The organism is Enhydrobacter sp. (genome assembly GCA_025808875.1).
Lineage (GTDB): Bacteria > Pseudomonadota > Alphaproteobacteria > Reyranellales > Reyranellaceae > Reyranella.
This window is the reverse complement of the sequence record CP075528.1, coordinates 1,049,506-1,070,779: the sequence shown is the minus strand read 5'-3', so window position 1 is coordinate 1,070,779 and position 21,274 is coordinate 1,049,506. Positions and strand designations below refer to the sequence as shown.

The window sequence follows — 21,274 nt, the reverse complement described above, 5'->3', positions numbered from 1 at the left end:
ATCCTATCCCATCGAGGTCTTCGAGCGCTCGCTCGAGGCCAAGCGAGCCGGCTTGTCGCCCCTCTATGTCTCGCAGCTCGAGACCAAACGCCGTTCCGGCTCGACACGAACGCTGCGCAGGATCGCGGATGCGCTCGCCGTGGACATCGATTTGCTGGTGCCGCGCTCGTCCGATTGACTCCCGGCGATCAAAGCCCGGCCGAGCGCCAGTTCTCGGCCGGCTCGTCGGGATGGGACGCGAGGCCCGCGGCGCGGACGCCCATGATGGCGGCGTACTCGTCGCGGTCGGAAGCATCGCCGCTGATCCCGATCGCGCCGACGACGCGCCGGGCGTCGTCGAGGGCCAGCACGCCGCCCGGCACCGGCACGAATCGTCCGTGCGAGGCCGCTGCGAGCGCGCCCTGGAAGGCCGGCCGGTTGCCCAGCCGGTCGCGGATGGTGCGGCTGGAGATGCCCATGCCGAGCGCGCCCCAAGCCTTGCCGAGCGCGATATCGAAGCGCAGAACGCCGCAGCCATCCTCGCGTTTGAAGGCGACGAGATGGCCGCCCGAATCGAGCACGGCGACGGTGAGCGGCAGCAGCTCCGCCGCACGGGCCGCGGCAAGCGCGCCCTCGATCATTCGGTCCGCCCGGGCCAGCGTCAGGCTCGACTGGACATGCAGGACGTAGTGTTCGCTCATCGGACCCTTGCGCTCCCTGCACTGGACCCCAGCCCTCGGGCGGCAGTATCGTCCAACTCGGCGGCGGCAGGGAAGGCCGCTCGCGGAGGATTGCGCCATGACGACGGAGACCATTCCTGTCATCGACCTTGGCCCCTGCCTCGCCGACGAGCCGGGCGCGCTCGATCGCACCGCGAAGGAGCTTCGCTTCGCGCTGACGGAGATCGGCTTCTACTTCATCGTCAATCACGGCGTGCCGCGCGAACTGATCGCGTCGATGTTCGAGCAGGCCCGGCGCTTCCACGCCCAGCCTCTCGAGAAGAAGCTGGCGTTGAAGCTCGACCAGAACAACACGGGCTACCTGCCGATGCGCGGCAACACGCTGCGCACCTCGACGGTCCAGGCCGGCACCAAGCCCAACCTGAACGAGGCGTTTTTCGTCAAGCGGGAGCTGCCGCCCGACCATCCCGACATACTGTCCGGCCGACGCTATCGCGGCCCCAACCGCTGGCCCGACCTGCCCGGCTTCAGGGACATCGTGCTCACCTACACCGGCGCCATGGAGACGCTGGTACAGAAGCTCGTGCGGGTCTATGCGCGCGCGCTCGACCTGCCGGCGGCCTACTTCGACGGTCCGTTCTCCGAGCCGATGTTTTCCATGCGCATGACGCACTATCCGCCGCAGGACGGCCCGGTGCAGGACGAATTCGGCCTGGCGCCGCACACCGACACCAGCTTCCTGACCCTGCTGGCGCCCAACGACGTGCCCGGCCTGTCGATCCGCACCCAGAGCGGCAAGTGGATCGACGCGCCGGCGATCGACAATGCCTACGTGGTCAATGGCGGGCAGATGCTGCAGCGCTGGACCAACGACCTCTTCCTCGCCACGCCGCACCGCGCCATCAACCGCTCGGGCGGCGAGCGCTACGCCTTGCCCTTCTTCTGCGACAGCGGCATCGACTGGCCGGTCGCCGCCGTGCCAACGACCGTCGGCCCCGACAAGCCGCCCAAGTACCCGACGACCTGGTACTCCGACTACATGACCTGGTACCTCAAGCGGAACTACGACGTCCTGAACGACGCCCAGGCGGCGGACTGACCGGGGTGGCGGCGGCCGAGACGATCCCCGTCATCGACCTCGGCGCTCCGCTCGAGGAGGCGAGCCGTCGGCTGCGCATCGCCCTGACCGAAATCGGCTTCTACTACGTCGCCAATCACGGCATCCCGGCAACGCTGATCGGCGATGCCTTCGCCGAGGCCGCGCGCTTCCACGGCCAGCCGCTCGACAGGAAGATGGCCGTGCGCATCGACAAGCACAATGTCGGCTACCTGCCGATGCGCGGCGACACACTGCGCACGTCGGTCGTGCAGACCGTCACCAAGCCCAACCTCAACGAGGCATTTTTCGTCGCCCGCGACCTGGCGGCCGATCATCCCGATGTGGTGGCCGACCGCCGCTTCCGCAGCGCCAACCGCTGGCCCGCCGACCTGCCGGGGTTTCGCGAGAAGGTCATGGCCTATTGCGATGCCATGGAAGGGCTGGTGCACGGGCTGATGCCGCTCTACGCCCGCGCCCTCGACCTGCCCGCGCCGTATTTCGACGAACCGTTCCGCGAGACCCAGTACAAGCTGCGCATGACCCACTACCCGCCGCAGGAGACGACGGCAGCCGACGAGTTCGGCATCGCGCCGCACACCGACACCAGCTTTCTCACCATCCTGGCGCCCAACGAGGTTCCCGGCCTCGCCATCCGCACCCGGACGGGGGCGTGGATCGACGCGCCGGCCATTCCTGGCGCCTTCGTCGTCAATGGCGGGCAATTGCTGCGCCGCTGGACCAACGATGAGTTCCTTGCCACGCCGCACCGCGCCGTCAATCGTTCCGGCGGCGAGCGCTACGCGCTGGCGTTCTTCTGCGACGCCGGCATCGACTGGCCGATCGCCGCCGTGCCGACCACGGTCGGCCCCGACAGGCTGCCGAAGTACCCGACCACGTACTACACCGACTACATGGTCGAGTATCAGAAGCGCACCTACGACCTGTTGGCCGACGCCGCTCGAGATGCCGCCGAATGACGGCAACGCTCGCGCGGGTCGAGGCGCACGTCTGTCGCACCGCCTTCGAGCAGCCGGTCCGCGCGTCGTTCGGCATTATGGCCGAGCGCGTCGCTGCGTTCGTGCGCGTTGAGGATTCCGGCGGCACCGGGCATGGCGCGCTGCTGTTCGCCCACACCATGGCCTTGCGGCAACGCGACAGGGAGCGTCGCACATGATCAGTTGCCCGTGCTGCCCGCCCGAGCCGACGCGGCGCGGCGTACTCTGGGGCGCATCGGCTCTGGCGGGAACGTTCGTCTTTGGTGCCCACGCCGCCGCGCAGCAGCGGCGCGTGTTGCCGCCGGTGGCGGTCGGCAGCAACGTCCAGAACGCCGACCTGCCGCTGATCGACTTCCACACGCATCTGCAGAAGCGCGTCGAGGCCGACGACCTGGTCGACTACATGAAGGACACCAACGTGGCGCGGCTCGTCCTGATGCCGCTCTACTACGGCGACGGCGGTGGATCGGTGAACGACGGCCAGGGCAGCGACGAACAGGCGCGCGACTGCGCCCGGCGTTTTCCCGACCGCTTCGTGCCCTATGTTGGCATGCAGCGCAGCGAGCTGAACGACCGCGAGGTGATCCGGACCTCGACCATCGCGGGCAGGAGGCTGCTGCGCGAAACCGAGGAGAAGCTCGCCTCGGGCGAGTTCTTCGGCATGGGCGAGTTCATGCTCCGCTTCTATCCCTACACCAACAAGTTCGGCATCGCGGCCACACTGGATCGGGACTATCCGGTGGATGGCTGGTTCATGCGCCAGTGCGCCGATCTTTCGGCCCGCTATCGCGCCCCGATGTGCTTCCACGCCGAGGCCGAACCCAAGGTCGCCGAGGCGGCGCGGCGACTGTTCGAGGCGCATCCGCAGGCAACTTTCGTATGGGCCCACAACTGCGGCCGCTCGAGCGCCGCCGACATCGCCGCCATGTTCGAACGCTATCCCAACCTCTACGCCGATCTCGGCGGCATGGGCTATTCCGGCGTCGGTGTGGAACACTACGGCGTCTACTGGCCGAAGCGCACCCCGTGGATGCACCTGATCGTCGACGAGTACGGCACGCTGCTGCCCGACATGAAGGCCGTGTTCGAGCGCTTCTCGGACCGCTTCACGCTCGGCACCGACATCGCCCACGCCCGGGTGTACCGGAACTACCGCGGCCACATCCCGCGTTGGCGACGCATTCTCACCCAGCTCGGCCCGGCCGCGGCCCGCAACATCGCCTTTGGCACCGCAGACAGGCTGTTTCGCCTCACCACGGCTGGCCGCCAGCGCTTTGCGCCGTTGCCCGCTGTTCCGGTATAGAGGGCGCGGAAAACAACTCTCTCAACGGAAACGCCATGCTCGGCCTGATGCAAGACCGCCCGCTGCTGATCTCGCAGATCATCGATTTCGCCGCCTCTTCCTATCCCGACGTCGAGATCGTCTCGCGCACCATCGAAGGGCCGATCCACCGCTATGGCTACAGGGACGCCGCCACGCGCGCCAAGAAGGTCGCCGAGGCGCTGCAGGGCCTGGGGGTCAAGCTCGGCGACCGTGTCGGCACCATCGCCTGGAACAGCTATCGCCACTTCGAGCTCTATTTCGGCATTTCCGGCATCGGTGCGGTGCTGCACACCATCAATCCACGCCTGGCGCCCGAGCACGTGGCCTACATCGCCAACCACGCCGAGGACCAGGTCATCTTCGTCGACTTCAACCTGCTGCCGATCGTCGAGGGCGTGTGGGACAGGCTCAAGACCGTGAAGCACGTCGTGGTCATGACCGACCGCGCCCACATGCCGGCGTCCTCCAGGATTCCCAAACTGCTCTGCTACGAGGAGCTGATCGCCGACAAGCCGGGCACGCTCGTGTGGCCCCAGTTCGACGAGAAGACCGCATCGTCGCTCTGCTACACCTCGGGCACGACCGGCAATCCCAAGGGCGTGCTCTATTCGCACCGCTCGACCATGATCCATACGATGATGTCGTCGAACGGCGCGGTGATCCCGATGGATCCCGACACGACGGTACTGCCGGTGGTGCCGATGTTCCATGCCAATGCCTGGGGCCTCGTCTATGCCGCGCCGATCTGCGGCGCCAAGCTGGTGTTTCCCGGCTTCAAGCTCGACGGCGCGAGCGTCTACGAGCTGCTCGACAAGGAGCAGGTCACCCTGAGCGCCGGCGTGCCGACCGTGTGGCTGGCGCTGCTCGAGTACTGCGCCCAGAACAAGCTCAAGATGTCGTCGGTCAGGCGCACGCTGATCGGCGGCTCGGCCGTGCCGCTGGCGATGATCGAGCGCTTCTGGAAGGAGCACGGTGTCGAAGTCGTCCAGGGCTGGGGCATGACGGAGATGAGCCCGCTCGGCACGACGACGCGCTTCAACCGCGGCGAACGGAAGCTGCCCGACGCGGAGCGCTTCGCCATCACCGCCAAGGCCGGCCGGCCGGTGTTCGGCTGCGAGATGAAGATCATCGACGACGCCGGCAACGACCTGCCGAACGACGGCCAGGTCTCGGGCAACCTCGTCGTGCGCGGACCGTGGATCGTGAAGGGCTACATGAAGGGCGACGGCACCAGCCAGTTCCTGAAGGACGACTGGTTCCAGACCGGCGACGTCTGCAAGATCGAGCCGGACGGCTCGGTCGTCATCACCGATCGCTCCAAGGACGTCATCAAGTCGGGCGGCGAGTGGATCTCCTCGATCGACCTCGAGAACGCCGCCATGGGCTGTCCCGGCGTGGCCGAGGCCGCCGTGATCGGCGTGGCGCATCCCAAGTGGGACGAGCGGCCGCTGCTGATCGTCGTCAAGCGGCCGGAGGCGAGCGTCACCAAGGACGACGTGCTGAAGTTCCTCGACGGCAAGGTCGCCAAGTGGTGGATGCCCGACGACGTGCAATTCATCGAGCAGATCCCGCACGGCGCCACCGGCAAGATCCTCAAGACCGCGCTGCGCAAGCAGTTCGAGGGCTACAAGCTGCCGACGGCATAGCGGGCCGCAGCGCCCCGCGTCACGTCGCACGCCTCACGCGATCGGCCGAAGCGCGTAGCCGGAACCTTCGGCGACCACCCGGCCGATGCCCGGCTGCGCCATGTGGGCGCCGGCCAGCCAGGCACGCGTGCGCGCCGCCTCGCTCAGCAGGCCGAGCCGCGTCGCGCGGGCCACCGCCTGGTCGTCGTCGTTGCCCCATGTCAGCTCGGGCCGGACGAACTGGGCGGCGGGAACATGGAACACATCGCCGCAAAACAGGATCCGGTCCTCGCCTGTGTCGAGGGCGTAGCCCATGTGGCCCACAGCATGCCCCGGCATGGCGAACGCCATCAGCCGATCGTCCAGCCGGTCTCCGTCCCCGATCGGGGCGAGCAGCCGCTGAAACCGCGCCAGATGCGACTTGGCGACGAAACTCGCGACGGCATCGCGGGCGATCACGATCCGGCGAAGATTGGGAAATGCCACCCGGCCGTCGCGCGTCACGAGCCCGTTCAGATGATCGATATGGGTGTGGGTGAGCGCCACGACGCCGATCGAGGAGGGATCGATGCCGGCCTCTTCCATCGCCTTGTCGAGATGGCCCAATGACGGCTCCCACATGCCGCCCGCGCCGCAGTCGATCAACGTCACGTCGCCACCCGATCCCTCCACCAGGAAGCAATTGACCGACAGTCTCACGAGCGATGGCTCCTGCCGTGCGGGGCTCGGGAGTGTGTACTTGCCGAGACCGGGGCCCTGGCGCAGCAGGTCGGCGGCCATGTCGACATGGCCGTCGCTCAGCGACCAGACCTTCGACGCACCCGAGACGCAGCCCAGCGTGTTCGCGCTTCGTGACGTGACGATCATGTCGCTGCCTTCTCCCGCCGTCGCCCCTCTATGGCCGGGATGCCGCCGCGACATGGCGCAGCTCGCCGTTGGCCTGACGGATCACCTGGCCCGCGCTCCACAGCGCGAGGCCCGACATGATGCCGGCAACGAGGTAGTCCGGCCAGCCGGAACCGGAGCCGAACACGCCGGCGGCGGCGGCCAGCACGGCCAGGTTGCCGATCGCGTCGTTGCGCGTGCACAGCCAGACCGACCGCATGTTGCTGTCGCCCTCGCGCCAGCGATAGAGCAGCAGCGCAACGCCGAGATTGGCGGCGAAGGCGAGCGCGCCGATCAGGCCCATGACGTGCGCCTGCGGGACGGTGCCGACGAGGGCGTGATGGATCGTGGTGCCGGCGATCCAGATGCCGAACGCTCCCATGGTCGCGGCCTTGAGCAGCGAGGCGCGCGCCCGCCATTTCAGCGCCATGCCGACGACCAGCAGGCTGATGCCGTAGTTGGCGCCGTCGCCGAGGAAGTCGAGCGAATCGGCCAGCAGCGACACCGACTGGGCGGCGATGCCGGCGCCGATCTCGACGGCGAACATCGCGAGGTTCACCACCAGCGCGATCCACAGGATCCGCCGGTAGGCGGGCGAGGTCGAAGCCGCCTCGCCGTGATCGTGGTTGTGACAGCCGGCGCTCATCTCGTTTCTCCCCGACTCATTTCTCCCCGACTCATTTCTCTCCGACTCACTTCTCTCCGACATGGGTGACCATGTCCTCGATCATGCGCCGGACGTGCTGGTCGTCGGCGCCGTAGAACACCTGCTTGCCCCGCCGCTCGGCCCGCACCAGGCGCGCGCCCTTCAGCAGGCGCAGATGGTGGCTGACCAGCGACACCGAAAGGCCGAGCCGGTCTGCGATATCGGACACCGCCAGGGGCCGGCGCAGGCAGGCGACGACGATGCGCAGCCGACTGGGATCGCCCAGCAGGCGGAACAGGTCGGCCAGGGCGACCGCGTGGTCGTCGGACAGGTGAGGTTTCGGAACTTTTGACATTTGAATAACTGTTCAAGTGTTATGCCTCACCCCGGCCCTGTCAAGGGTACTTTTTCCCTCCTCCCGGCCGCGCTAGGCTGGGTCATGCCGATCGTCATCAAGCCCATCGACCCGGCCCATCGGCCGTTCTTCGCCGGCGAGGTGTCCGGCGCCGACTGGCGCAAGCCGCCCTCGCCCGACGACGCCGAGGCCATCCATCGCGGCATGGACGAATTCGGCGTGCTGGTGTTCCGCGACCAGAGGATCGACGACGACCAGCAGGTCGCCTTCAGCCGCGCCCTCGGCCCGCTCGAGACAGCGACCGGCGACATCGCCGCCGCCCACGAGCGCCGGCTCAGCATGGACGTCAACGACATCTCCAACCTCGACAAGGACAACAAGGTGGTGGCGCGCGACGACCGCCGCCGCCTGTTCGGCCTCGGCAACCAGCTTTGGCATTCCGACAGTTCGTTCAAGGCGGTGCCGGCCAAGTATTCGATCCTGTCGGCGCGGGTCATTCCGGGCGAAGGCGGCAACACCGAGTTCGCCGACATGCGCGCCGCCTACGACGCGCTCGACGAGGCGACCAGGCGCGAGGTGCACGACCTGATCTGCCGGCACAGCCAGATCTTCTCGCGCGGCATTCTCGGCTTCACCGACTTCACCGAAGAGGAGCGGATCAAGTGGGCGCCGGTGCGCCAGCGCCTGGTGCGGCGCCATCCGCGCACCGGACGCTTGTCGCTCTATCTCGCCAGCCACGCCGGGGAGATCGAGGGCTGGCCAGTGCCCGAGGCGCGCGCCTTCCTGCGCGACCTCAACGAGCACGCCACCCAGCGCCGGTTCGTCTATGCCCATGTCTGGCGGCAGCACGACATCGTGATGTGGGACAATCGCGTCACCATGCATCGCGCCCGGCGCTACGACCATACGCAGGTGCGCGACCTGCACCGCACGACGCTGACCAACGAGGTGTCGTCACTGGAGCAGGCGCCGCCGCCGCTTGGTTGACGATGCGTCTGCAGTTCCTCGGCTCGGGCGACGCCTTCGGCAGCGGCGGCCGCTTCAACACCTGCTTCCATCTCGAGCGCGCCGAGTGCGGCAACGTGCTGATCGACTGCGGCGCCTCCTCGATGGTGGCGATCCGCAAGTGGGGCGTCGATCCCAACGCGGTCTCGACGGTGCTGGTCACCCACCTGCATGGCGACCATTTCGCCGGCCTGCCCTTCTTCCTGCTCGATGCCCAGCTCGTCAGCCGTCGCGCCGCGCCGCTCACCTTGGCCGGCCCGCCCGGCTTCCGCGAGCGGCTGGAGATCGTGATGGAGGCGATGTTCGCCGGCTCCACCAAGGTCGAGCGCAGATTCGCCCTCGACATACGCGAACTCGCGCTGCACGAGCGCGTCGAGCTGAACGGCCTCGCCGTGACGCCCTACCTGATGAGGCACTACAGCGGCGCGCCGTCCTATGCCCTGCGCATCGAGACCGAGGGCAAGGTGCTGGCCTATTCCGGCGACACCGAGTGGGTCGAGGAGCTGATCCCGGCCGGCCGCGAGGCCGACCTCTTCATCTGCGAGGCCTATTTCTTCGACAAGGCGATGAAATATCACATCGACTACACGACGCTCACCAGGCACCTCGCCGAGATCGCGCCCCGGCGCACCGTCGTCACCCACATGAGCGCCGAACTTCTGGAACGGCAGAACGAGATCGCGCTCGAAGCCGCATACGACGGCCTGGTGGTCGAGTTCTGACCTCAGCCCTTGTCGCCGTGGCTCTCGAGCAGCCGCAGGATCTGCACCGACTTGGGCAGCTCGATCAGGAACTCGGGATCGCGGTCGAGATGGTGGATGGCGGTGGGATCGCGGCCGGTGAAGCGCGCCATTGCCTCGACGCTCTCCCAATAGGAGATAGTCCAGAACTCGCTCTCGTGCTCGCGGTCCTCGCGGAAGGTCTGCACGCCCAGCGCCTTCTCGATCAGCGGCCGGATGCCGACCTCGTAGTTGTACTTCTCGTACTCGTCGGCGCGCTCGCGGCGCACCCGTCCGCGCCAGATGCGGGCGATGGCCGGACGCTTCGTGCCGCCATCGCTCATGCCGGCCCCCATTCTTCCACTCTCGTGTTGGTCGCCTCGTCGAGCATCCGGGTGCCGCGCAGCACCAGCCTGTGCTTCGCCAACACCTCGCCGGCGTCGTGGTCCGGATCGACGCCGGGGAAGACCGGACGGCCCCTCGGCACGCTGGCCTCGGTTCGCGAGAGATAGAAGGCATCGTAGCCGATGTTGAGGAACAGCGCGAAGACGTCGGTGCCGCCGACGACCGCCAGGGTGCCCTGTTCGATGCCGAGCCGGCTCCACGCCTCCTCGAACGACGCCGTCGCGGGATTCCAGAGGACCGCCCTGGGATTGCGCGGGTCGGGAGCCACGCCGTGGATGCGGCGCGTCAGCACGATGCGCCGCCGCTCCTTCTCCTTCGGGCCGCCCTCGGCCGAATGCCGACCGTTGCACACCGCCGCCGCGCGGTCGACCGCCTGCTGATAGAAGGCATGGTCCGCCGGAATCTTGATCTCGTCGGGAAAGGCGCCGTCGTCGGTCGCGATCATGCCCTCACGCGAGATCACCGCGTAACCCTCGATGCGCGCACCCTTGATCATGTCCGCTTCAAACCCCCATGGCGCCGATGATGGCACCCTGGATAACGAGCACGCCCAGCCAATGGATGCTATCGATCGCGGACAAGGCGAACTTGCGGCCGGGATAGGCGTTGTTGACGAACACCGTCGTGGCGACGAAGCCCAGCCACAAGAAGAAGGCGGTGATCACGCCGTTCTTCAGCGTCACCTGGCCGGGACCGAGATGGCCGACCGTGCCGGCCAGCACCCAGGCCATGACGGCAAGGGCGACGAAGCTGATGATGAAGGGAACCGGCGAGCCGCCGAGCTCTTCCTTCTTCTTGCCGACGGCGGCGAGCCACTGCCTGGAGAGCGTCATGTAGTAGGCCGCGCCGAAGGCGAAGCCGGCGATGGTGGCGATCAGGATCGCGAGATAGTTGAGCCCGGCGAATGCCATGGAGTCCTCCCGGAAACGCGCCAGCCTAGCGCGGTCCCGAGAGGAACCGAAGCGGTCAGACCGGCTCGAGGCCGAGCGCCTTGATGCGCGGGATGAGGATGGACTTCAGCACTTCGTAGTCCTTGGTCACCTCCTCGTGAGTGAGCGGCTTCTCGGTCAGGCCGAAACTCTCCATCATCTTGCGGCCCGGCGCCGAATCCGCGGCAGCGACCCAGAGGTCGGACATCTTTCGGACGATCTCCTTGGGCACTGCCGCAGGGGCGGCGAGCACCAGCCAGCCGCGCACCGTCAGCGAGGGATCGTCGAAGCCCTGCTCGGCCGAGGTCGCCACGTCCGGCAGCTTGACGTAGCGCACGCGCGAGGGCGCCACGATCGGCCGGATCTCGCCCTTCACCAGCAGGGCATTCATTGCCTGCGGACTTCCCATGGCGGCCTGCAACGAGCCGGCGCCCATGTCCTGCCACATCGGCGTCTCGCCCTTGTAGGTCACGACCTCGATCTCGAGGCCGTACTTCTCGTTCAGGGTCTGGGCGAAGATGTGGGCCGAGGAGCCGAGCGCCCACGAACCGAAGTTGATCTTCTTGCCCTTGGCATAGGCGATGAACGACTTCAGATCCTTGACCTCGGGCGGCACCGACTTGTGCACCACCACGGGCAGCACGCCCGACGACGTGCCCGAAACGAGCGTGAAGTCCTTGTCCGGATCGAAGCCCAGCGTCTTGAACATGACGCGGTTCTGGATGAGCGTGCTCGACACGCTGTGCAGGAAGACGCTGCCGTCGGCCGGGGCACGCGCCACCAGCGCGGCGCCGATGTTGCCCGAGGCGCCCGGCTTGTTGTCGATGATGACCTGCTGGCCGGTCGCCTGCTGGACGTGCTGGCCGAACGCACGCGCGATGCCGTCGGTCAGGCCGCCGGCCGGAAAGTTCACGACGATGGTGATCGGCTTGCTCGGCCAGCCCGCTTGCGCGCGCGCGACCGCCGGTGCGGCCAGCAGCGCGGGAGCGGCAGCCAGCAGCAGCCGGCGCGTCGTTTTCGTACTCGTAGCCATACTCCGATTGTCCTCTTGGTTGTTTTGGCGCCGCGATGGATAGCCGCCCCGGGGAGGCCGTGCTAGGGTCTGCGGCGACCGCATGGCGGAAGCATTCGCCTGTCGAGGTTCCACTGCAGTTGATCCTTTTGCTCCTCGTCGCAGCGGCCTGCCTGATGCCCGGCGGGGCGATCGCCGCCGACAACGCGCCAGGCGTGACGGTCCTGCGCGGGGGCAGCGCACCCGCCCCAACGGCGCCCACGGGCGAGGGCAAGACGGAAACGCCATCGACGACCGGCAGTCGCGACACGGTGGTCGTTCCCCGACCTCCCCCGCCGCACCGGCCGCCGCCGCCGCTCGTCCCGCGGTAGGTCTCCGCAATGCGAAACACGAGCTCGCTGGGCGGCGGCCCCGGGGATTGCTAAGACGGCCCGTCACCAACGACCGACCAATCCAGGGAAGAACGCCATGTCCGACGCGGTTCTGCGCTCCACCGAGGGGCGCATCGGCATCCTCACCGTCAACAATCCGCCCGTGAACGCGCTCGCCGCCGCGGTGCGCGACGGCATCAAGGACGGCGTCGAGGCCTTCGGCAAGGATCCCGGCATCGACGCCATCGTCCTGATTGGCGGCGGCCGCACCTTCATCGCCGGCGCCGACATCCGCGAGTTCGGCAAGCCGCCCAAGGGCGCCAACCTGAACGACGTGATCGCCACGATGGAGAACAGCCCCAAGCTGATCGTGGCGGCGCTGCACGGCACGCCCCTCGGCGGCGGCCTCGAGACGGCGCTCGGCGCGCACTATCGCGTCGCCCTGCCGTCGACCCGCGTCGGCCTGCCCGAGGTCCATCTCGGCATCCTGCCGGGCGCCGGCGGCACGCAGCGCCTGCCGCGCCTCACGGGCGCCAAGTACGCGCTCGATGCCATCATCTCGGGGCGCCACATCCCCGCACCCGAGGCCAAGAGCAAGGGCATCGTCGACGCCCTGGTCGAGGGCGACGATCTCCTGAAGGGCGCCATCGCCCATACACAGATGCTGCTGGCGCAGAAGGCGCCGCTGCGCCGCGTGCGCGACCTCAAGGCGACCCTCGAATCGCCCGACCTGTTCAAGGAAACCGAAAAGGCGATCGCCCGCCGCGCCCGCGGCTTCAAGGCGCCGTGGAGCATCATCAAGACGGTGCAGGCCGCCGTCGAGCTGCCGTTCGACGAGGGCATGAAGCGCGAGCGCGAGCTGTTCCTGGAATTGCTGACCTCGTCGGAATCGGCGGCCCAGCGCTACTACTTCTTCGCCGAGCGCGAGGCCGCCAAGGTACTCGACGTGCCGGCCGACACGCCGCAGCGGCCGATCAAGAGCGCCGGCATCGTCGGCGCCGGCACGATGGGCGGCGGCATCGCCATGAACTTCGCCAACGCCGGCATCCCGGTGACCTTGCTCGAAGTGAAGCAGGAGGCCCTCGATCGCGGACTCAAGACCATCCGCACCAACTACGAGAACACCGCAAAGCGCGGCGGCATGAAGGCGGAGGACGTCGACAAGCGCATGGCGCTGATCAGGCCGACGCTCAGCTACGACGACCTCAAGGACGCCGACGTCGTCATCGAGGCGGTGTTCGAGACGATGGAAGTGAAGGAAGGCGTCTTCAAGAAGCTCGACGAAATCGCCAAGCCGGGCGCCATCCTCGCCACCAACACCTCGGGCCTCGACGTCAACCGGATCGCCGACTACACAGGGCGGCCAGGCGACGTGATCGGCATGCACTTCTTCTCGCCGGCCAACGTCATGAAGCTGCTCGAGAACGTGCGCGGCAAGGCGACGTCGAAGGACGTCATCGCCACCGTCATGTCGCTCTCCAAGAAGATCGGCAAGATCCCCGTGCTGGTCGGCGTCTGCGAGGGCTTCGTCGGCAACCGCATGCTGCGCCAGAGGGGCGTGCAGTCGGCCTACATGCTGGAGGAAGGCGCGCTGCCGCAGCAGATCGACAAGGTGATCTACGACTTCGGCTTCCCGATGGGTCCCTTCGCCATGAGCGACCTCGCCGGCAACGACGTCGGCTGGCGCATCCGTCAGGGCAAGAAGGAGAAGGAACAGCGCAACGTGCGCTACACCGGCTACATCGCCGACGCGATCTGCGAGCTTGGCCGCTTCGGCCAGAAGACCGGCGCGGGCTACTACAGGTACGACCTGCCCGACCGCACGCCGATTCCCGATCCCGAAGTCGAGAAGATCATCGAGGAGACCTCGAAGAAGCTCGGCATCACGCGCCGCGCCGTTTCCGACCAGGAGATCCTCGAACGCACGCTCTATCCGATGGTCAACGAGGGCGCCAAGATCCTCGAGGAGGGCATGGCGCAGCGCGCGCTCGACATCGACGTCATCTGGGTCAACGGCTACGGCTGGCCGGTCTATCGCGGCGGCCCGATGTGGTGGGCCGACAACGTGGTCGGCCTCAAGACCATCCACGACACCCTGCTCAAGTACCGCGACCTTTCGGGCGAGGCGTTCTGGGAGCCCGCACCCCTGCTCAAGAAGCTGGTGCAGGAAGGCAAGAAGTTCTCTACGGTTTGATCAACGAAGGTGTCATCCCGGCGCAGCTTCGCCCTCGGGATGACAAGTATCGAGGAGGAGTTTTCATCATGGCCGACGCCGTCATCGTCTCGACCGCCCGCACACCGATCGGAAAGGCGTTCCGCGGCGCCTTCAACGACACCCACGCCGCCGACATGGGTGCGCACGTCATCAAGCACGCCGCCGAGCGCGCCAAGCTCGAGCTCGGCGAGGTCGAGGACGTGATCCTGGGCTGCGCGGCACCCGAGGGCACGCAGGGCTCCAACCTCGCCCGCGTCGCGGCGATGCGCGCCGGCGCGCCCGTTTCGGTGTCCGGCGTCACGGTGAACCGCTTCTGCTCGTCGGGCCTGCAGACCATCGCCATGGCCGCCCAGCGCGTGCTGGTCGACAAGGTGCCGGTGATGCTGGCCGGCGGCCTCGAATCGGTGTCGCTGATCCAGTCGCCGCCGGGCGGCAACAAGAACCGTCTGGTCAATCCGTGGGTGCAGGAGCACGTGCCCGGCATCTACCACAGCATGATCCAGACCGCCGACACCGTGGCCGAGCGCTACAAGATCAGCCGCCAGCACCAGGACGAGTACTCGCTGCAGAGCCAGCTGCGCACCGCGGCGGCCCAGCAGGCCGGCAAGTTCGACGACGAGATCGTGCCGATGGAGACCGAGATGGTCGTCACCGACAAGGCGACCGGCGAGACCTCGCGCAAGAAGGTCAAGCTCGCCAAGGACGAGGGCAACCGGCCCGACACCAATCTGCCAGGACTGTCCAAGCTCGAGCCGGTGCGTGGTCCCGACAAGTGGATCACCGCGGGCAACGCCAGCCAGCTCTCCGACGGCGCCTCCGCCGCGGTGGTCATGAGCGACGCCGAGGCCGCCCGGCGCGGGCTGAAGCCGCTCGGCATCTACAAGGGCTTGGTCGTCGCCGGCTGCGAGCCCGACGAGATGGGCATCGGCCCGGTCTATGCCGTGCCGAAGCTGCTCCAGCGCTTCGGGCTCAAGATGGACGACATCGACCTGTGGGAGCTGAACGAGGCGTTCGCCGTGCAGGTGCTCTACTGCCGCGACAAGCTCGGCATCCCCAACGAGAAGCTGAACGTCAACGGCGGCTCGATCTCGATCGGCCATCCGTTCGGCATGACCGGCGCGCGCTGCACCGGCCACGCCCTGATCGAGGGCCGCCGCCGCAAAGCCAAGAACGTCGTCGTCACCATGTGCATCGGCGGCGGCATGGGCGCCGCCGGCCTGTTCGAGGTCGTGAACTGAGCAACCCGGTCGCGGACGAAGCGGGGCCATTGCCGCTTTCCCGCTTCGTCCCGCGCCGTCTTGCACGCCGATTTCCACCGGCCGAATTTCGTTGCCTCACGACTCCTTTTGCGCCTAACGTCGCAGGCAAGATCCCATCGTGGATCACCGTCCCGCGCCAAGCGGGCGGATGCCAAAGGGAGGCAACGATGATCGCGCGAAGGATCGATCGTTTGCCCTGAATGACATCGGCCGTGAATCGGCCGGGAGTTGGCTGGCTTCCCGTGCTGCCCTTTGTCGGGCAGCGCGCGCGTTGTAGCGCCGCGTTCAAGTAGTTCCACACTGCTGCGTAGGCACGTCAATGGGAGGCGACAATGCGGACCAAGACCGCGATCCGACGCGATTCGGGCGACAACGCACGAACTGACGACAGGAAGACTGCAACCATCACCCGGCGCGCCGCGATGGCGATGTCTGCGCTCGGCATCGTCGCCCTGGGGCGCGGCACGGCCCTGGCGGCGAGCCCCGACGGGCAACTGACCTGGGCGGTGCACGTGTCGCTGGCGCCGACATGGTTCGATCCGGCCGAGACGCCCGGCATCATCACGCCGTTCATGATCATGTACGCCATGCACGACGCCATGGTGAAGCCGATGCCCGGCAACGCCGCCGAGCCGTGCCTGGCCGAGGGCTGGAAGGCGGCGCCGGACGGGCTGAGCTACGAGTTCAAGGTGCGCGCCGGCGCCAAGTTCCACAACGGCGACCCGGTCACAGCCGAGGACGTCAAGTTCTCCTTCGAGCGCTATCGCGGAACCTCCTCGACGATGATCAAGGGGCGCGTGAAGGCCGTCGAGACTCCGGACGCCAAGACGGTACGATTCGTGCTGAAAGAGCCGTGGCCCGACTTCCTCACCTTCTACAGCTCGGCGACCGGCGCCGGCTGGATCGTGCCCAAGAAGTACGTCGAGAAGGTGGGCGACGAGGAGTTCAAGAAGGCGCCGGTGGGCGCCGGCCCCTATCGCTTCGTGTCCTTCACGCCGGGCGTCGAGCTGGTGATGGAGGCGTTCGACGGATACTGGCGCAAGAAGCCGACGGTGAAGCGCCTGGTGTTCCGCGTGGTACCCGAGGAGGGCACCCGGCTCGCCGCCCTGAAGCGCGACGAGGTCGACATCGCCTACTCGATCCGCGGCGAGCTGGCCGAGGAACTGCGCAAGACGCCGGGGCTGACGCTCAAGTCGGTGGTCATCCAGGCGCCGTTCTGGCTCTACTTCGCCGACCAGTGGGATCCGAAGTCGCCGTGGCACGACCAGCGCGTGCGCGAGGCCGCCCGGATGGCGATCGACTACAAGGCGGTCTCCGAGGCGCTGACTCTCGGCTACTCGCCGGTGACCAACAGCATCATTCCGGACAATTTCGAGTTCTACTGGCAGCCGCCGGCGGCGGTCTACAATCCGGCGAAGGCCAAGGAGCTGCTCGCCGCGGCCGGTCACGGCCGCGGCTTCGATGCCGGCGACTACTACTGCGATACCTCGTACGCCAACATCGCCGAGGCGGTGATCAACTACCTCCAGGAGGCCGGGATCCGCATCAGGATGCGCCCGCTCGAGCGCGCCGCCTTCTTCAGCTCCTATTCCCAGAAGAAGCTCAAGAACGTCATCCAGGGCGCATCGGGCGCCTTCGGCAATGCCGCCACCCGGCTCGAGGCCTTCGCCGTCAAGGGTGGGGCCTATGCCTACGGCAACTACCCCGACATCGACGAGTTGTTCGCCAAGCAGGGCACGGAGCTCGACGTCAAGAAGCGCACCGAACTGCTGTATCGCATCCAGCAGATCATCCACGAGCGCAGCGTCTACGCGCCGATCTGGCAGCTCGCCTTCCTCAACGGCGTGGGCAAGCGGGTCGGCGAATCGGGCCTCGGCCTGATCAAGGGGCACGCCTATTCGGCGCCCTACGAGGACGTGACCCTGAAGAAGTGAGCTGACGACAGCAGGGGCCGCCTGTCATGAAGCAGTACATCATCCGGCGAACCGGCTACTCGCTGCTCTCGCTGTTCCTGCTGTCGCTCACCATCTTCCTGTTCGTCCGGGTGACGGGCGACCCGACCGCGCTGCTGCTCGAGCCGGGCGCCAGCGCCGACGACATGGCCAACCTGCGCCGCCAGTTCGGTCTCGATCAACCGATATGGCTGCAGTACTGGCTTTTCGTGAAGAGCTTCCTCACCGGCGACCTGGGCCTGTCCTTCTACTACCGCACGCCGGTGTTCGACCTCTACCTCGAGCGCCTGCCCAACTCGCTGCTGCTGGCGGCGGTGGCCATGATCCTGTCGCTGGTGATCGGCATTCCGAGCGGCGTCCTCGCCGCCGTCCGCGTCGGCGGCTTCTGGGACAGCGCCGGCAAGCTCTTCACCCTGCTCGGCCTGTCGCTGCCCTCCTTCTTCGTCGGTCTCGTCCTGATCCTGGTCTTCACCGTCTATCTCGGATGGCTGCCGTCGTCCGGAGCGGGCACGCCCTGGCACGTGGTGATGCCTGCCTTCACGCTCGGCTGGTACTTCGCGGCCGCCCACATGCGCCTGACGCGATCGTCGATGCTGGAGGTGCTGGGTTCGGAGTACGTCAAGCTGGCGCGGCTCAAGGGGCTGCCGGAGGCGATGGTCATCGGCAAGCACGCCTTCAAGAACGCGCTGATCCCGGTGATCACGCTGGCCGGCATCAACCTCGTCGTGATGATCAACGTCGCCGTCGTCGTCGAGACGGTGTTCGCCTGGCCCGGCATCGGGCGGCTGCTCTACGAGGGCATCACCTTCCGCGACTTCCCCATCGTCCAGGCGGTCGTGGTGCTCGGCGGCAGCATGATCATCGTGGTCAACCTGCTGGTCGACATCCTCTACGCGGTGATCGATCCGCGCATTCGTCTGGAGAGTTGAGCGCCATGGCCGTCACGACGCCCTCCCTCGCCCTAGGTGCGCCGCCGAGCCGGTTTTCGCTGCGGAAGTTCCGCGACGTCCCGGTCGTCCCGATCGCGATCCTTCTGATCATCGCCCTGGTCGCGCTCTTCGCCGACTTCCTGGCGCCCTACGATCCGCAGGTCGGCAGCCTGTCGCTGCGCTACCGCCCGCCGGCCTGGCAGGACGGCGGCAGTATGGCGCACCTCCTCGGCACCGACCATGTCGGGCGGGACGTGCTGTCGCGGCTGATCTTCGGCGCCCGGGTTTCGATGATCGTCGGCGTCACCGCGGTGCTGGTGGCGGGAACCATCGGCACCCTGCTGGGGATATTGTCGGGCTATCTCGGCGGCTGGGTCGACCAGGTCATCATGCGCGTGGCCGACGCCTGGCTCGCCCTGCCGGCGCTCACCTTCGCCATCTTCCTCGCCGCGATCGTCGGCCCCAGCGAGTTCAACATCGTCATCATCCTCGGCGGCGTCTACTGGACGCGCTACGCGCGCGTCATCCGCGGCGAGGTGCTGTCGCTCAAGCAGCGCGAGTTCGTGCGCCTCGCCATCGTCGCCGGCTGCCCCAAGCACCTCATCATGTGGCGCCACATCCTGCCCAACGTCATCAATTCGGCAGTGGTGATCGGCACGCTGATGCTGGGCATCGTCATCGTCACTGAGGCGGCGCTGTCGTTCCTCGGCGTCGGCGTGCCGCCGCCGAAGCCCGCCTGGGGCCTGATGATGGCCGACGGCAAGCAGGGCCTGATGGTCGGCCGCTGGTGGCTCACCGTGCTGCCCGGTACCTGCATCATGCTGATGGTGCTGTCGGCCAACCTCCTCGGCGACTGGCTGCGCGTCAAGCTCGACCCGCAACTGCGGCAGCTCTGATGGCGGCCGCGTCGCGCCAGCCCCTGCTCTCGCTCGAGCACCTGTCGGCCCACTACGTCTCCCAGCAGGGCAGCCGCGTGGTGCGCGCGGTCGACGACGTGACGCTGCGCCTCGGTGCCGGCGAGACCCTCGGCATCGTCGGCGAGTCGGGCTCGGGCAAGAGCACGCTGGCGCTCACGATCATGCGCCAGCTGCCGCCGGCGGCGCGCATCGTCAGCGGCCGCATGATGCTCGAGGGCGAGAACCTGCTCGACAAGACCGACGCCGAGATGCGGCACGTGCGCGGCAAGCGGGTGGCCATGATCCTGCAGGACCCGATGGCCTCCCTCAATCCGCTGTTCTCCATCGGCAACCAGGTCGGCGAGCCGATCCGCGTGCACGAGGGCGCCCGTTTCAAGGAAGCGTGGAGGCGCGCCATCGAGCTGCTCAAGTCCGTCCGCATCGCCTCGCCGGAAACGCGCGTGAGCCAGTTCCCGCACGAAATGTCGGGGGGCATGCGGCAGCGCATCGTCGGCGCCATCGGCATCTCCTGCGAACCGCGCCTGCTGATCGCCGACGAGCCAACGACCAGCCTCGACCTGACCATCCAGGCGCAGTACCTCAACCTGCTCGCCGACCTGCAGCGCCAGCACGGGCTGGCGCTGATCTTCATCACCCACAATCTCGGCATCGTCGCCAAGATGTGCGACCACCTGGCGGTGATGTATGCCGGGCGCATCGTCGAGCAGGGGCCGGTGTCGCGTGTCTTCTCGGCGCCCGTTCACCCCTACACCCAGGCGCTGCTCGGCTCGATCCCGCGCATGACCGACAATCGCCAGCGACTGACCGCCATCGAGGGACAGCCGCCGGATCTCGCTTCCTTGCCGCCGGGTTGCTCCTTCGCGCCGCGTTGTCCGGCCGCGGTCGCCCGTTGCCGCCGCGAGGCGCCGCCGGAGATCGCCGTCAACGACGACCACACGGCGCGGTGCTGGCTGGCCGAGCCCGACGACGGGGCCGCGACGGCGCGCACGAGGAGCAACGGAGCATGACCGCCGTCCTGCACGCCGAGGCTGTCACCAAGCACTTTCCGGCCCGCCGCGGCGTTTTCGGACGCTCGCGCGGCGTGGTGCGGGCGGTCGACGGAATCTCATTCTCGATCGATTCGGGCAAGACGCTGGGCGTGGTCGGCGAATCCGGTTGCGGCAAGACCACGACGGCCAAGCTGGTGCTGGGTCTCGAGGAGCCGACCGAGGGCACCATCCTGTTCGATGGCCACGACCTCGCCACGCTCGATGCCGCGGGCCGCCGCCACTATCGGCGGTCGGTCCAGGCGGTGTTCCAGGATCCCTATGCCTCGCTCAACCCGCGCATGCGGATCAGCACCATCATCGGCGAGCCACTGCTGATGAACGAAAAGGTTTCCGCGGCCGAGCTTCGCCGGCGCACGCTCGAACTGCTCGACCTGGTCGGCCTGCCCGAGCGCTCGGCCGACCTCTTCCCGCACGAATTCTCGGGCGGACAGCGCCAGCGCATCGCCATCGCCCGCGCGCTCGTCCTGTCGCCCAAGCTGGTGGTGCTCGACGAGCCCGTGTCGGCGCTCGACGTCTCCATCCGCGCCCAGATCCTGAACCTGCTGCGCGACCTGCAGGACAGGCTGCGCCTGTCCTACCTCTTCATCGCCCACGACCTCGCCGCGGTCGCCCACATGAGCCACGAGATCGTGGTCATGTATCTCGGCAAGATCGTGGAGAGCGGCGAGGCGCAGACGCTGGCCGCCAACGGCCTGCACCCCTACACCAAGGCGCTGTTCGCCGCCGCCCTGCCCAGCCATCCCGACGAGCGGCGCGAGGACACGGTGCTGCCGGGCGAGGTTCCGAGTCCGCTCAATCCGCCGTCCGGCTGCCACTTCCACCCGCGCTGCCCGCACGCCACGCCGCGCTGCGCCGCCGAAGCGCCGCGGCTCACGCAGGTGCAACGCCGCATGGTCGCCTGCCACCTCTACGATTGACGGCCGG

Annotated in this window: 24 protein-coding genes; 16 read left to right on the top strand and 8 right to left on the bottom strand. The window is 67.7% G+C overall.

Going from position 1 to position 21,274, the window contains the following annotated elements; genetic code table 11:
* Nucleotides 1–52 precede the first annotated feature (52 nt).
* Nucleotides 53–178, top strand: coding sequence for a helix-turn-helix transcriptional regulator (locus KIT25_05375; GenBank protein ID UYN96373.1), 126 nt, complete (start codon nt 53–55; stop codon nt 176–178).
* Nucleotides 179–188: 10 nt separating this feature from the next.
* Here the strand turns inward: KIT25_05375 and KIT25_05370 are convergent, their stop codons facing one another.
* The gene (locus tag KIT25_05370) at nt 189–680 is read right to left on the bottom strand and encodes a heme-binding protein (protein UYN96372.1); all 492 of its coding nucleotides are present in this window, start codon (nt 678–680) and stop codon (nt 189–191) included.
* 97 nt (nt 681–777) lie between these two features.
* Here KIT25_05370 and KIT25_05365 point away from each other — a divergent pair, with 97 nt between their 5' ends.
* The 5 genes from KIT25_05365 to KIT25_05345 are packed head-to-tail and all read left to right on the top strand — an operon-like array spanning nt 778 to nt 5,723.
* On the top strand, nt 778–1,758 hold the full coding sequence (locus tag KIT25_05365) for an isopenicillin N synthase family oxygenase (protein UYN96371.1): 981 nt from the start codon (nt 778–780) through the stop codon (nt 1,756–1,758).
* A 5-nt stretch (nt 1,759–1,763) separates the two neighbouring features.
* On the top strand, nt 1,764–2,735 hold the full coding sequence (locus KIT25_05360) for an isopenicillin N synthase family oxygenase (protein UYN96370.1): 972 nt from the start codon (nt 1,764–1,766) through the stop codon (nt 2,733–2,735).
* Nucleotides 2,732–2,932, top strand: a complete 201-nt coding sequence (locus KIT25_05355; GenBank protein UYN96369.1) for a hypothetical protein — start codon at nt 2,732–2,734, stop codon at nt 2,930–2,932. The genes KIT25_05360 and KIT25_05355 overlap by 4 nt, the downstream gene beginning before the upstream one ends.
* Nucleotides 2,929–4,056 (top strand): amidohydrolase family protein, encoded by a 1,128-nt coding sequence (locus KIT25_05350; GenBank protein ID UYN96368.1) that lies wholly within the window; start codon nt 2,929–2,931, stop codon nt 4,054–4,056. Before KIT25_05355 ends, KIT25_05350 begins: the two co-directional genes overlap by 4 nt.
* 35 nt (nt 4,057–4,091) lie before the next feature.
* Nucleotides 4,092–5,723, top strand: a complete 1,632-nt coding sequence (locus tag KIT25_05345; GenBank protein ID UYN96367.1) for a long-chain-fatty-acid--CoA ligase — start codon at nt 4,092–4,094, stop codon at nt 5,721–5,723.
* A gap of 33 nt (nt 5,724–5,756) precedes the next feature.
* Here KIT25_05345 and KIT25_05340 read toward each other — a convergent pair whose 3' ends face one another.
* Genes KIT25_05340 through KIT25_05330 form a run of 3 tightly spaced genes read right to left on the bottom strand, consistent with a single transcriptional unit; the run spans nt 5,757 to nt 7,588 of the window.
* The gene (locus KIT25_05340; protein UYN96366.1) at nt 5,757–6,569 is read right to left on the bottom strand and encodes an MBL fold metallo-hydrolase; all 813 of its coding nucleotides are present in this window, start codon (nt 6,567–6,569) and stop codon (nt 5,757–5,759) included.
* 28 nt (nt 6,570–6,597) lie between these two features.
* Nucleotides 6,598–7,233 carry a cation transporter gene (locus KIT25_05335; protein ID UYN96365.1) on the bottom strand — a complete coding sequence of 212 codons (636 nt, stop codon included), beginning with the start codon at nt 7,231–7,233 and terminating at the stop codon, nt 6,598–6,600.
* Between the two features lie 46 nt (nt 7,234–7,279).
* Nucleotides 7,280–7,588, bottom strand: a complete 309-nt coding sequence (locus KIT25_05330; GenBank protein ID UYN96364.1) for a winged helix-turn-helix transcriptional regulator — start codon at nt 7,586–7,588, stop codon at nt 7,280–7,282.
* Between the two features lie 84 nt (nt 7,589–7,672).
* Here KIT25_05330 and KIT25_05325 point away from each other — a divergent pair, with 84 nt between their 5' ends.
* Together KIT25_05325 and KIT25_05320 are read left to right on the top strand one after the other, a co-directional pair.
* Nucleotides 7,673–8,575 carry a TauD/TfdA family dioxygenase gene (locus tag KIT25_05325; GenBank protein UYN96363.1) on the top strand — a complete coding sequence of 301 codons (903 nt, stop codon included), beginning with the start codon at nt 7,673–7,675 and terminating at the stop codon, nt 8,573–8,575.
* A 2-nt stretch (nt 8,576–8,577) separates the two neighbouring features.
* Complete coding sequence (locus tag KIT25_05320) at nt 8,578–9,315, top strand: MBL fold metallo-hydrolase (protein ID UYN96362.1); 738 nt, start codon at nt 8,578–8,580, stop codon at nt 9,313–9,315.
* Between the two features lie 2 nt (nt 9,316–9,317).
* Here KIT25_05320 and KIT25_05315 read toward each other — a convergent pair whose 3' ends face one another.
* Genes KIT25_05315 through KIT25_05300 form a run of 4 tightly spaced genes read right to left on the bottom strand, consistent with a single transcriptional unit; the run spans nt 9,318 to nt 11,679 of the window.
* A complete protein-coding gene (locus KIT25_05315) occupies nt 9,318–9,656 on the bottom strand; it encodes a hypothetical protein (GenBank protein ID UYN96361.1) in 339 nt (112 codons plus the stop codon).
* Nucleotides 9,653–10,213: a hypothetical protein gene (locus tag KIT25_05310; GenBank protein UYN96360.1), complete on the bottom strand. Its 561-nt coding sequence runs from the start codon at nt 10,211–10,213 to the stop codon at nt 9,653–9,655. The genes KIT25_05315 and KIT25_05310 overlap by 4 nt, the downstream gene beginning before the upstream one ends.
* A 7-nt stretch (nt 10,214–10,220) precedes the next feature.
* Entirely contained in the window at nt 10,221–10,628 is a 408-nt protein-coding gene (locus tag KIT25_05305; GenBank protein ID UYN96359.1) for a DUF1761 domain-containing protein, read from the bottom strand.
* A gap of 55 nt (nt 10,629–10,683) precedes the next feature.
* Nucleotides 10,684–11,679 carry a tripartite tricarboxylate transporter substrate binding protein gene (locus KIT25_05300; GenBank protein UYN96358.1) on the bottom strand — a complete coding sequence of 332 codons (996 nt, stop codon included), beginning with the start codon at nt 11,677–11,679 and terminating at the stop codon, nt 10,684–10,686.
* Nucleotides 11,680–11,798: 119 nt separating this feature from the next.
* Between KIT25_05300 and KIT25_05295 the strand changes: the two genes are divergently transcribed.
* From KIT25_05295 to KIT25_05260, 8 genes are all read left to right on the top strand, one after another.
* The gene (locus KIT25_05295; GenBank protein UYN96357.1) at nt 11,799–12,029 is read left to right on the top strand and encodes a hypothetical protein; all 231 of its coding nucleotides are present in this window, start codon (nt 11,799–11,801) and stop codon (nt 12,027–12,029) included.
* Between the two features lie 97 nt (nt 12,030–12,126).
* The gene (locus KIT25_05290) at nt 12,127–14,223 is read left to right on the top strand and encodes an enoyl-CoA hydratase/isomerase family protein (protein ID UYN96356.1); all 2,097 of its coding nucleotides are present in this window, start codon (nt 12,127–12,129) and stop codon (nt 14,221–14,223) included.
* Nucleotides 14,224–14,291: 68 nt separating this feature from the next.
* On the top strand, nt 14,292–15,482 hold the full coding sequence (locus tag KIT25_05285; protein ID UYN96355.1) for an acetyl-CoA C-acyltransferase: 1,191 nt from the start codon (nt 14,292–14,294) through the stop codon (nt 15,480–15,482).
* A 353-nt stretch (nt 15,483–15,835) separates the two neighbouring features.
* Complete coding sequence (locus KIT25_05280) at nt 15,836–17,437, top strand: ABC transporter substrate-binding protein (protein UYN96354.1); 1,602 nt, start codon at nt 15,836–15,838, stop codon at nt 17,435–17,437.
* Between the two features lie 26 nt (nt 17,438–17,463).
* Nucleotides 17,464–18,384 carry an ABC transporter permease gene (locus KIT25_05275; GenBank protein ID UYN96353.1) on the top strand — a complete coding sequence of 307 codons (921 nt, stop codon included), beginning with the start codon at nt 17,464–17,466 and terminating at the stop codon, nt 18,382–18,384.
* Nucleotides 18,385–18,389: 5 nt separating this feature from the next.
* A complete protein-coding gene (locus KIT25_05270) occupies nt 18,390–19,280 on the top strand; it encodes an ABC transporter permease (GenBank protein UYN96352.1) in 891 nt (296 codons plus the stop codon).
* The gene (locus KIT25_05265; protein UYN96351.1) at nt 19,280–20,308 is read left to right on the top strand and encodes an ABC transporter ATP-binding protein; all 1,029 of its coding nucleotides are present in this window, start codon (nt 19,280–19,282) and stop codon (nt 20,306–20,308) included. The genes KIT25_05270 and KIT25_05265 overlap by 1 nt, the downstream gene beginning before the upstream one ends.
* Nucleotides 20,305–21,267 (top strand): dipeptide ABC transporter ATP-binding protein, encoded by a 963-nt coding sequence (locus KIT25_05260; GenBank protein ID UYN96350.1) that lies wholly within the window; start codon nt 20,305–20,307, stop codon nt 21,265–21,267. The genes KIT25_05265 and KIT25_05260 overlap by 4 nt, the downstream gene beginning before the upstream one ends.
* The last annotated feature ends 7 nt before the right edge of the window (nt 21,268–21,274 follow it).

Bases quoted from the DNA above. Each gene is read 5' to 3' on its own strand.
- KIT25_05370 (UYN96372.1), bottom strand. From the start codon at position 680: ATGAGCGAACACTACGTCCTGCATGTCCAGTCGAGCCTGACGCTGGCC.
- KIT25_05365 (UYN96371.1), top strand. From the start codon at position 778: ATGACGACGGAGACCATTCCTGTCATCGACCTTGGCCCCTGCCTCGCC.
- KIT25_05355 (UYN96369.1), top strand. From the start codon at position 2,732: ATGACGGCAACGCTCGCGCGGGTCGAGGCGCACGTCTGTCGCACCGCC.
- KIT25_05350 (UYN96368.1), top strand. From the start codon at position 2,929: ATGATCAGTTGCCCGTGCTGCCCGCCCGAGCCGACGCGGCGCGGCGTA.
- KIT25_05345 (UYN96367.1), top strand. From the start codon at position 4,092: ATGCTCGGCCTGATGCAAGACCGCCCGCTGCTGATCTCGCAGATCATC.
- KIT25_05340 (UYN96366.1), bottom strand. From the start codon at position 6,569: ATGATCGTCACGTCACGAAGCGCGAACACGCTGGGCTGCGTCTCGGGT.
- KIT25_05335 (UYN96365.1), bottom strand. From the start codon at position 7,233: ATGAGCGCCGGCTGTCACAACCACGATCACGGCGAGGCGGCTTCGACC.
- KIT25_05330 (UYN96364.1), bottom strand. From the start codon at position 7,588: ATGTCAAAAGTTCCGAAACCTCACCTGTCCGACGACCACGCGGTCGCC.
- KIT25_05325 (UYN96363.1), top strand. From the start codon at position 7,673: ATGCCGATCGTCATCAAGCCCATCGACCCGGCCCATCGGCCGTTCTTC.
- KIT25_05320 (UYN96362.1), top strand. From the start codon at position 8,578: ATGCGTCTGCAGTTCCTCGGCTCGGGCGACGCCTTCGGCAGCGGCGGC.
- KIT25_05315 (UYN96361.1), bottom strand. From the start codon at position 9,656: ATGAGCGATGGCGGCACGAAGCGTCCGGCCATCGCCCGCATCTGGCGC.
- KIT25_05310 (UYN96360.1), bottom strand. From the start codon at position 10,213: ATGATCAAGGGTGCGCGCATCGAGGGTTACGCGGTGATCTCGCGTGAG.
- KIT25_05305 (UYN96359.1), bottom strand. From the start codon at position 10,628: ATGGCATTCGCCGGGCTCAACTATCTCGCGATCCTGATCGCCACCATC.
- KIT25_05300 (UYN96358.1), bottom strand. From the start codon at position 11,679: ATGGCTACGAGTACGAAAACGACGCGCCGGCTGCTGCTGGCTGCCGCT.
- KIT25_05290 (UYN96356.1), top strand. From the start codon at position 12,127: ATGTCCGACGCGGTTCTGCGCTCCACCGAGGGGCGCATCGGCATCCTC.
- KIT25_05285 (UYN96355.1), top strand. From the start codon at position 14,292: ATGGCCGACGCCGTCATCGTCTCGACCGCCCGCACACCGATCGGAAAG.
- KIT25_05280 (UYN96354.1), top strand. From the start codon at position 15,836: ATGCGGACCAAGACCGCGATCCGACGCGATTCGGGCGACAACGCACGA.
- KIT25_05275 (UYN96353.1), top strand. From the start codon at position 17,464: ATGAAGCAGTACATCATCCGGCGAACCGGCTACTCGCTGCTCTCGCTG.
- KIT25_05270 (UYN96352.1), top strand. From the start codon at position 18,390: ATGGCCGTCACGACGCCCTCCCTCGCCCTAGGTGCGCCGCCGAGCCGG.
- KIT25_05265 (UYN96351.1), top strand. From the start codon at position 19,280: ATGGCGGCCGCGTCGCGCCAGCCCCTGCTCTCGCTCGAGCACCTGTCG.
- KIT25_05260 (UYN96350.1), top strand. From the start codon at position 20,305: ATGACCGCCGTCCTGCACGCCGAGGCTGTCACCAAGCACTTTCCGGCC.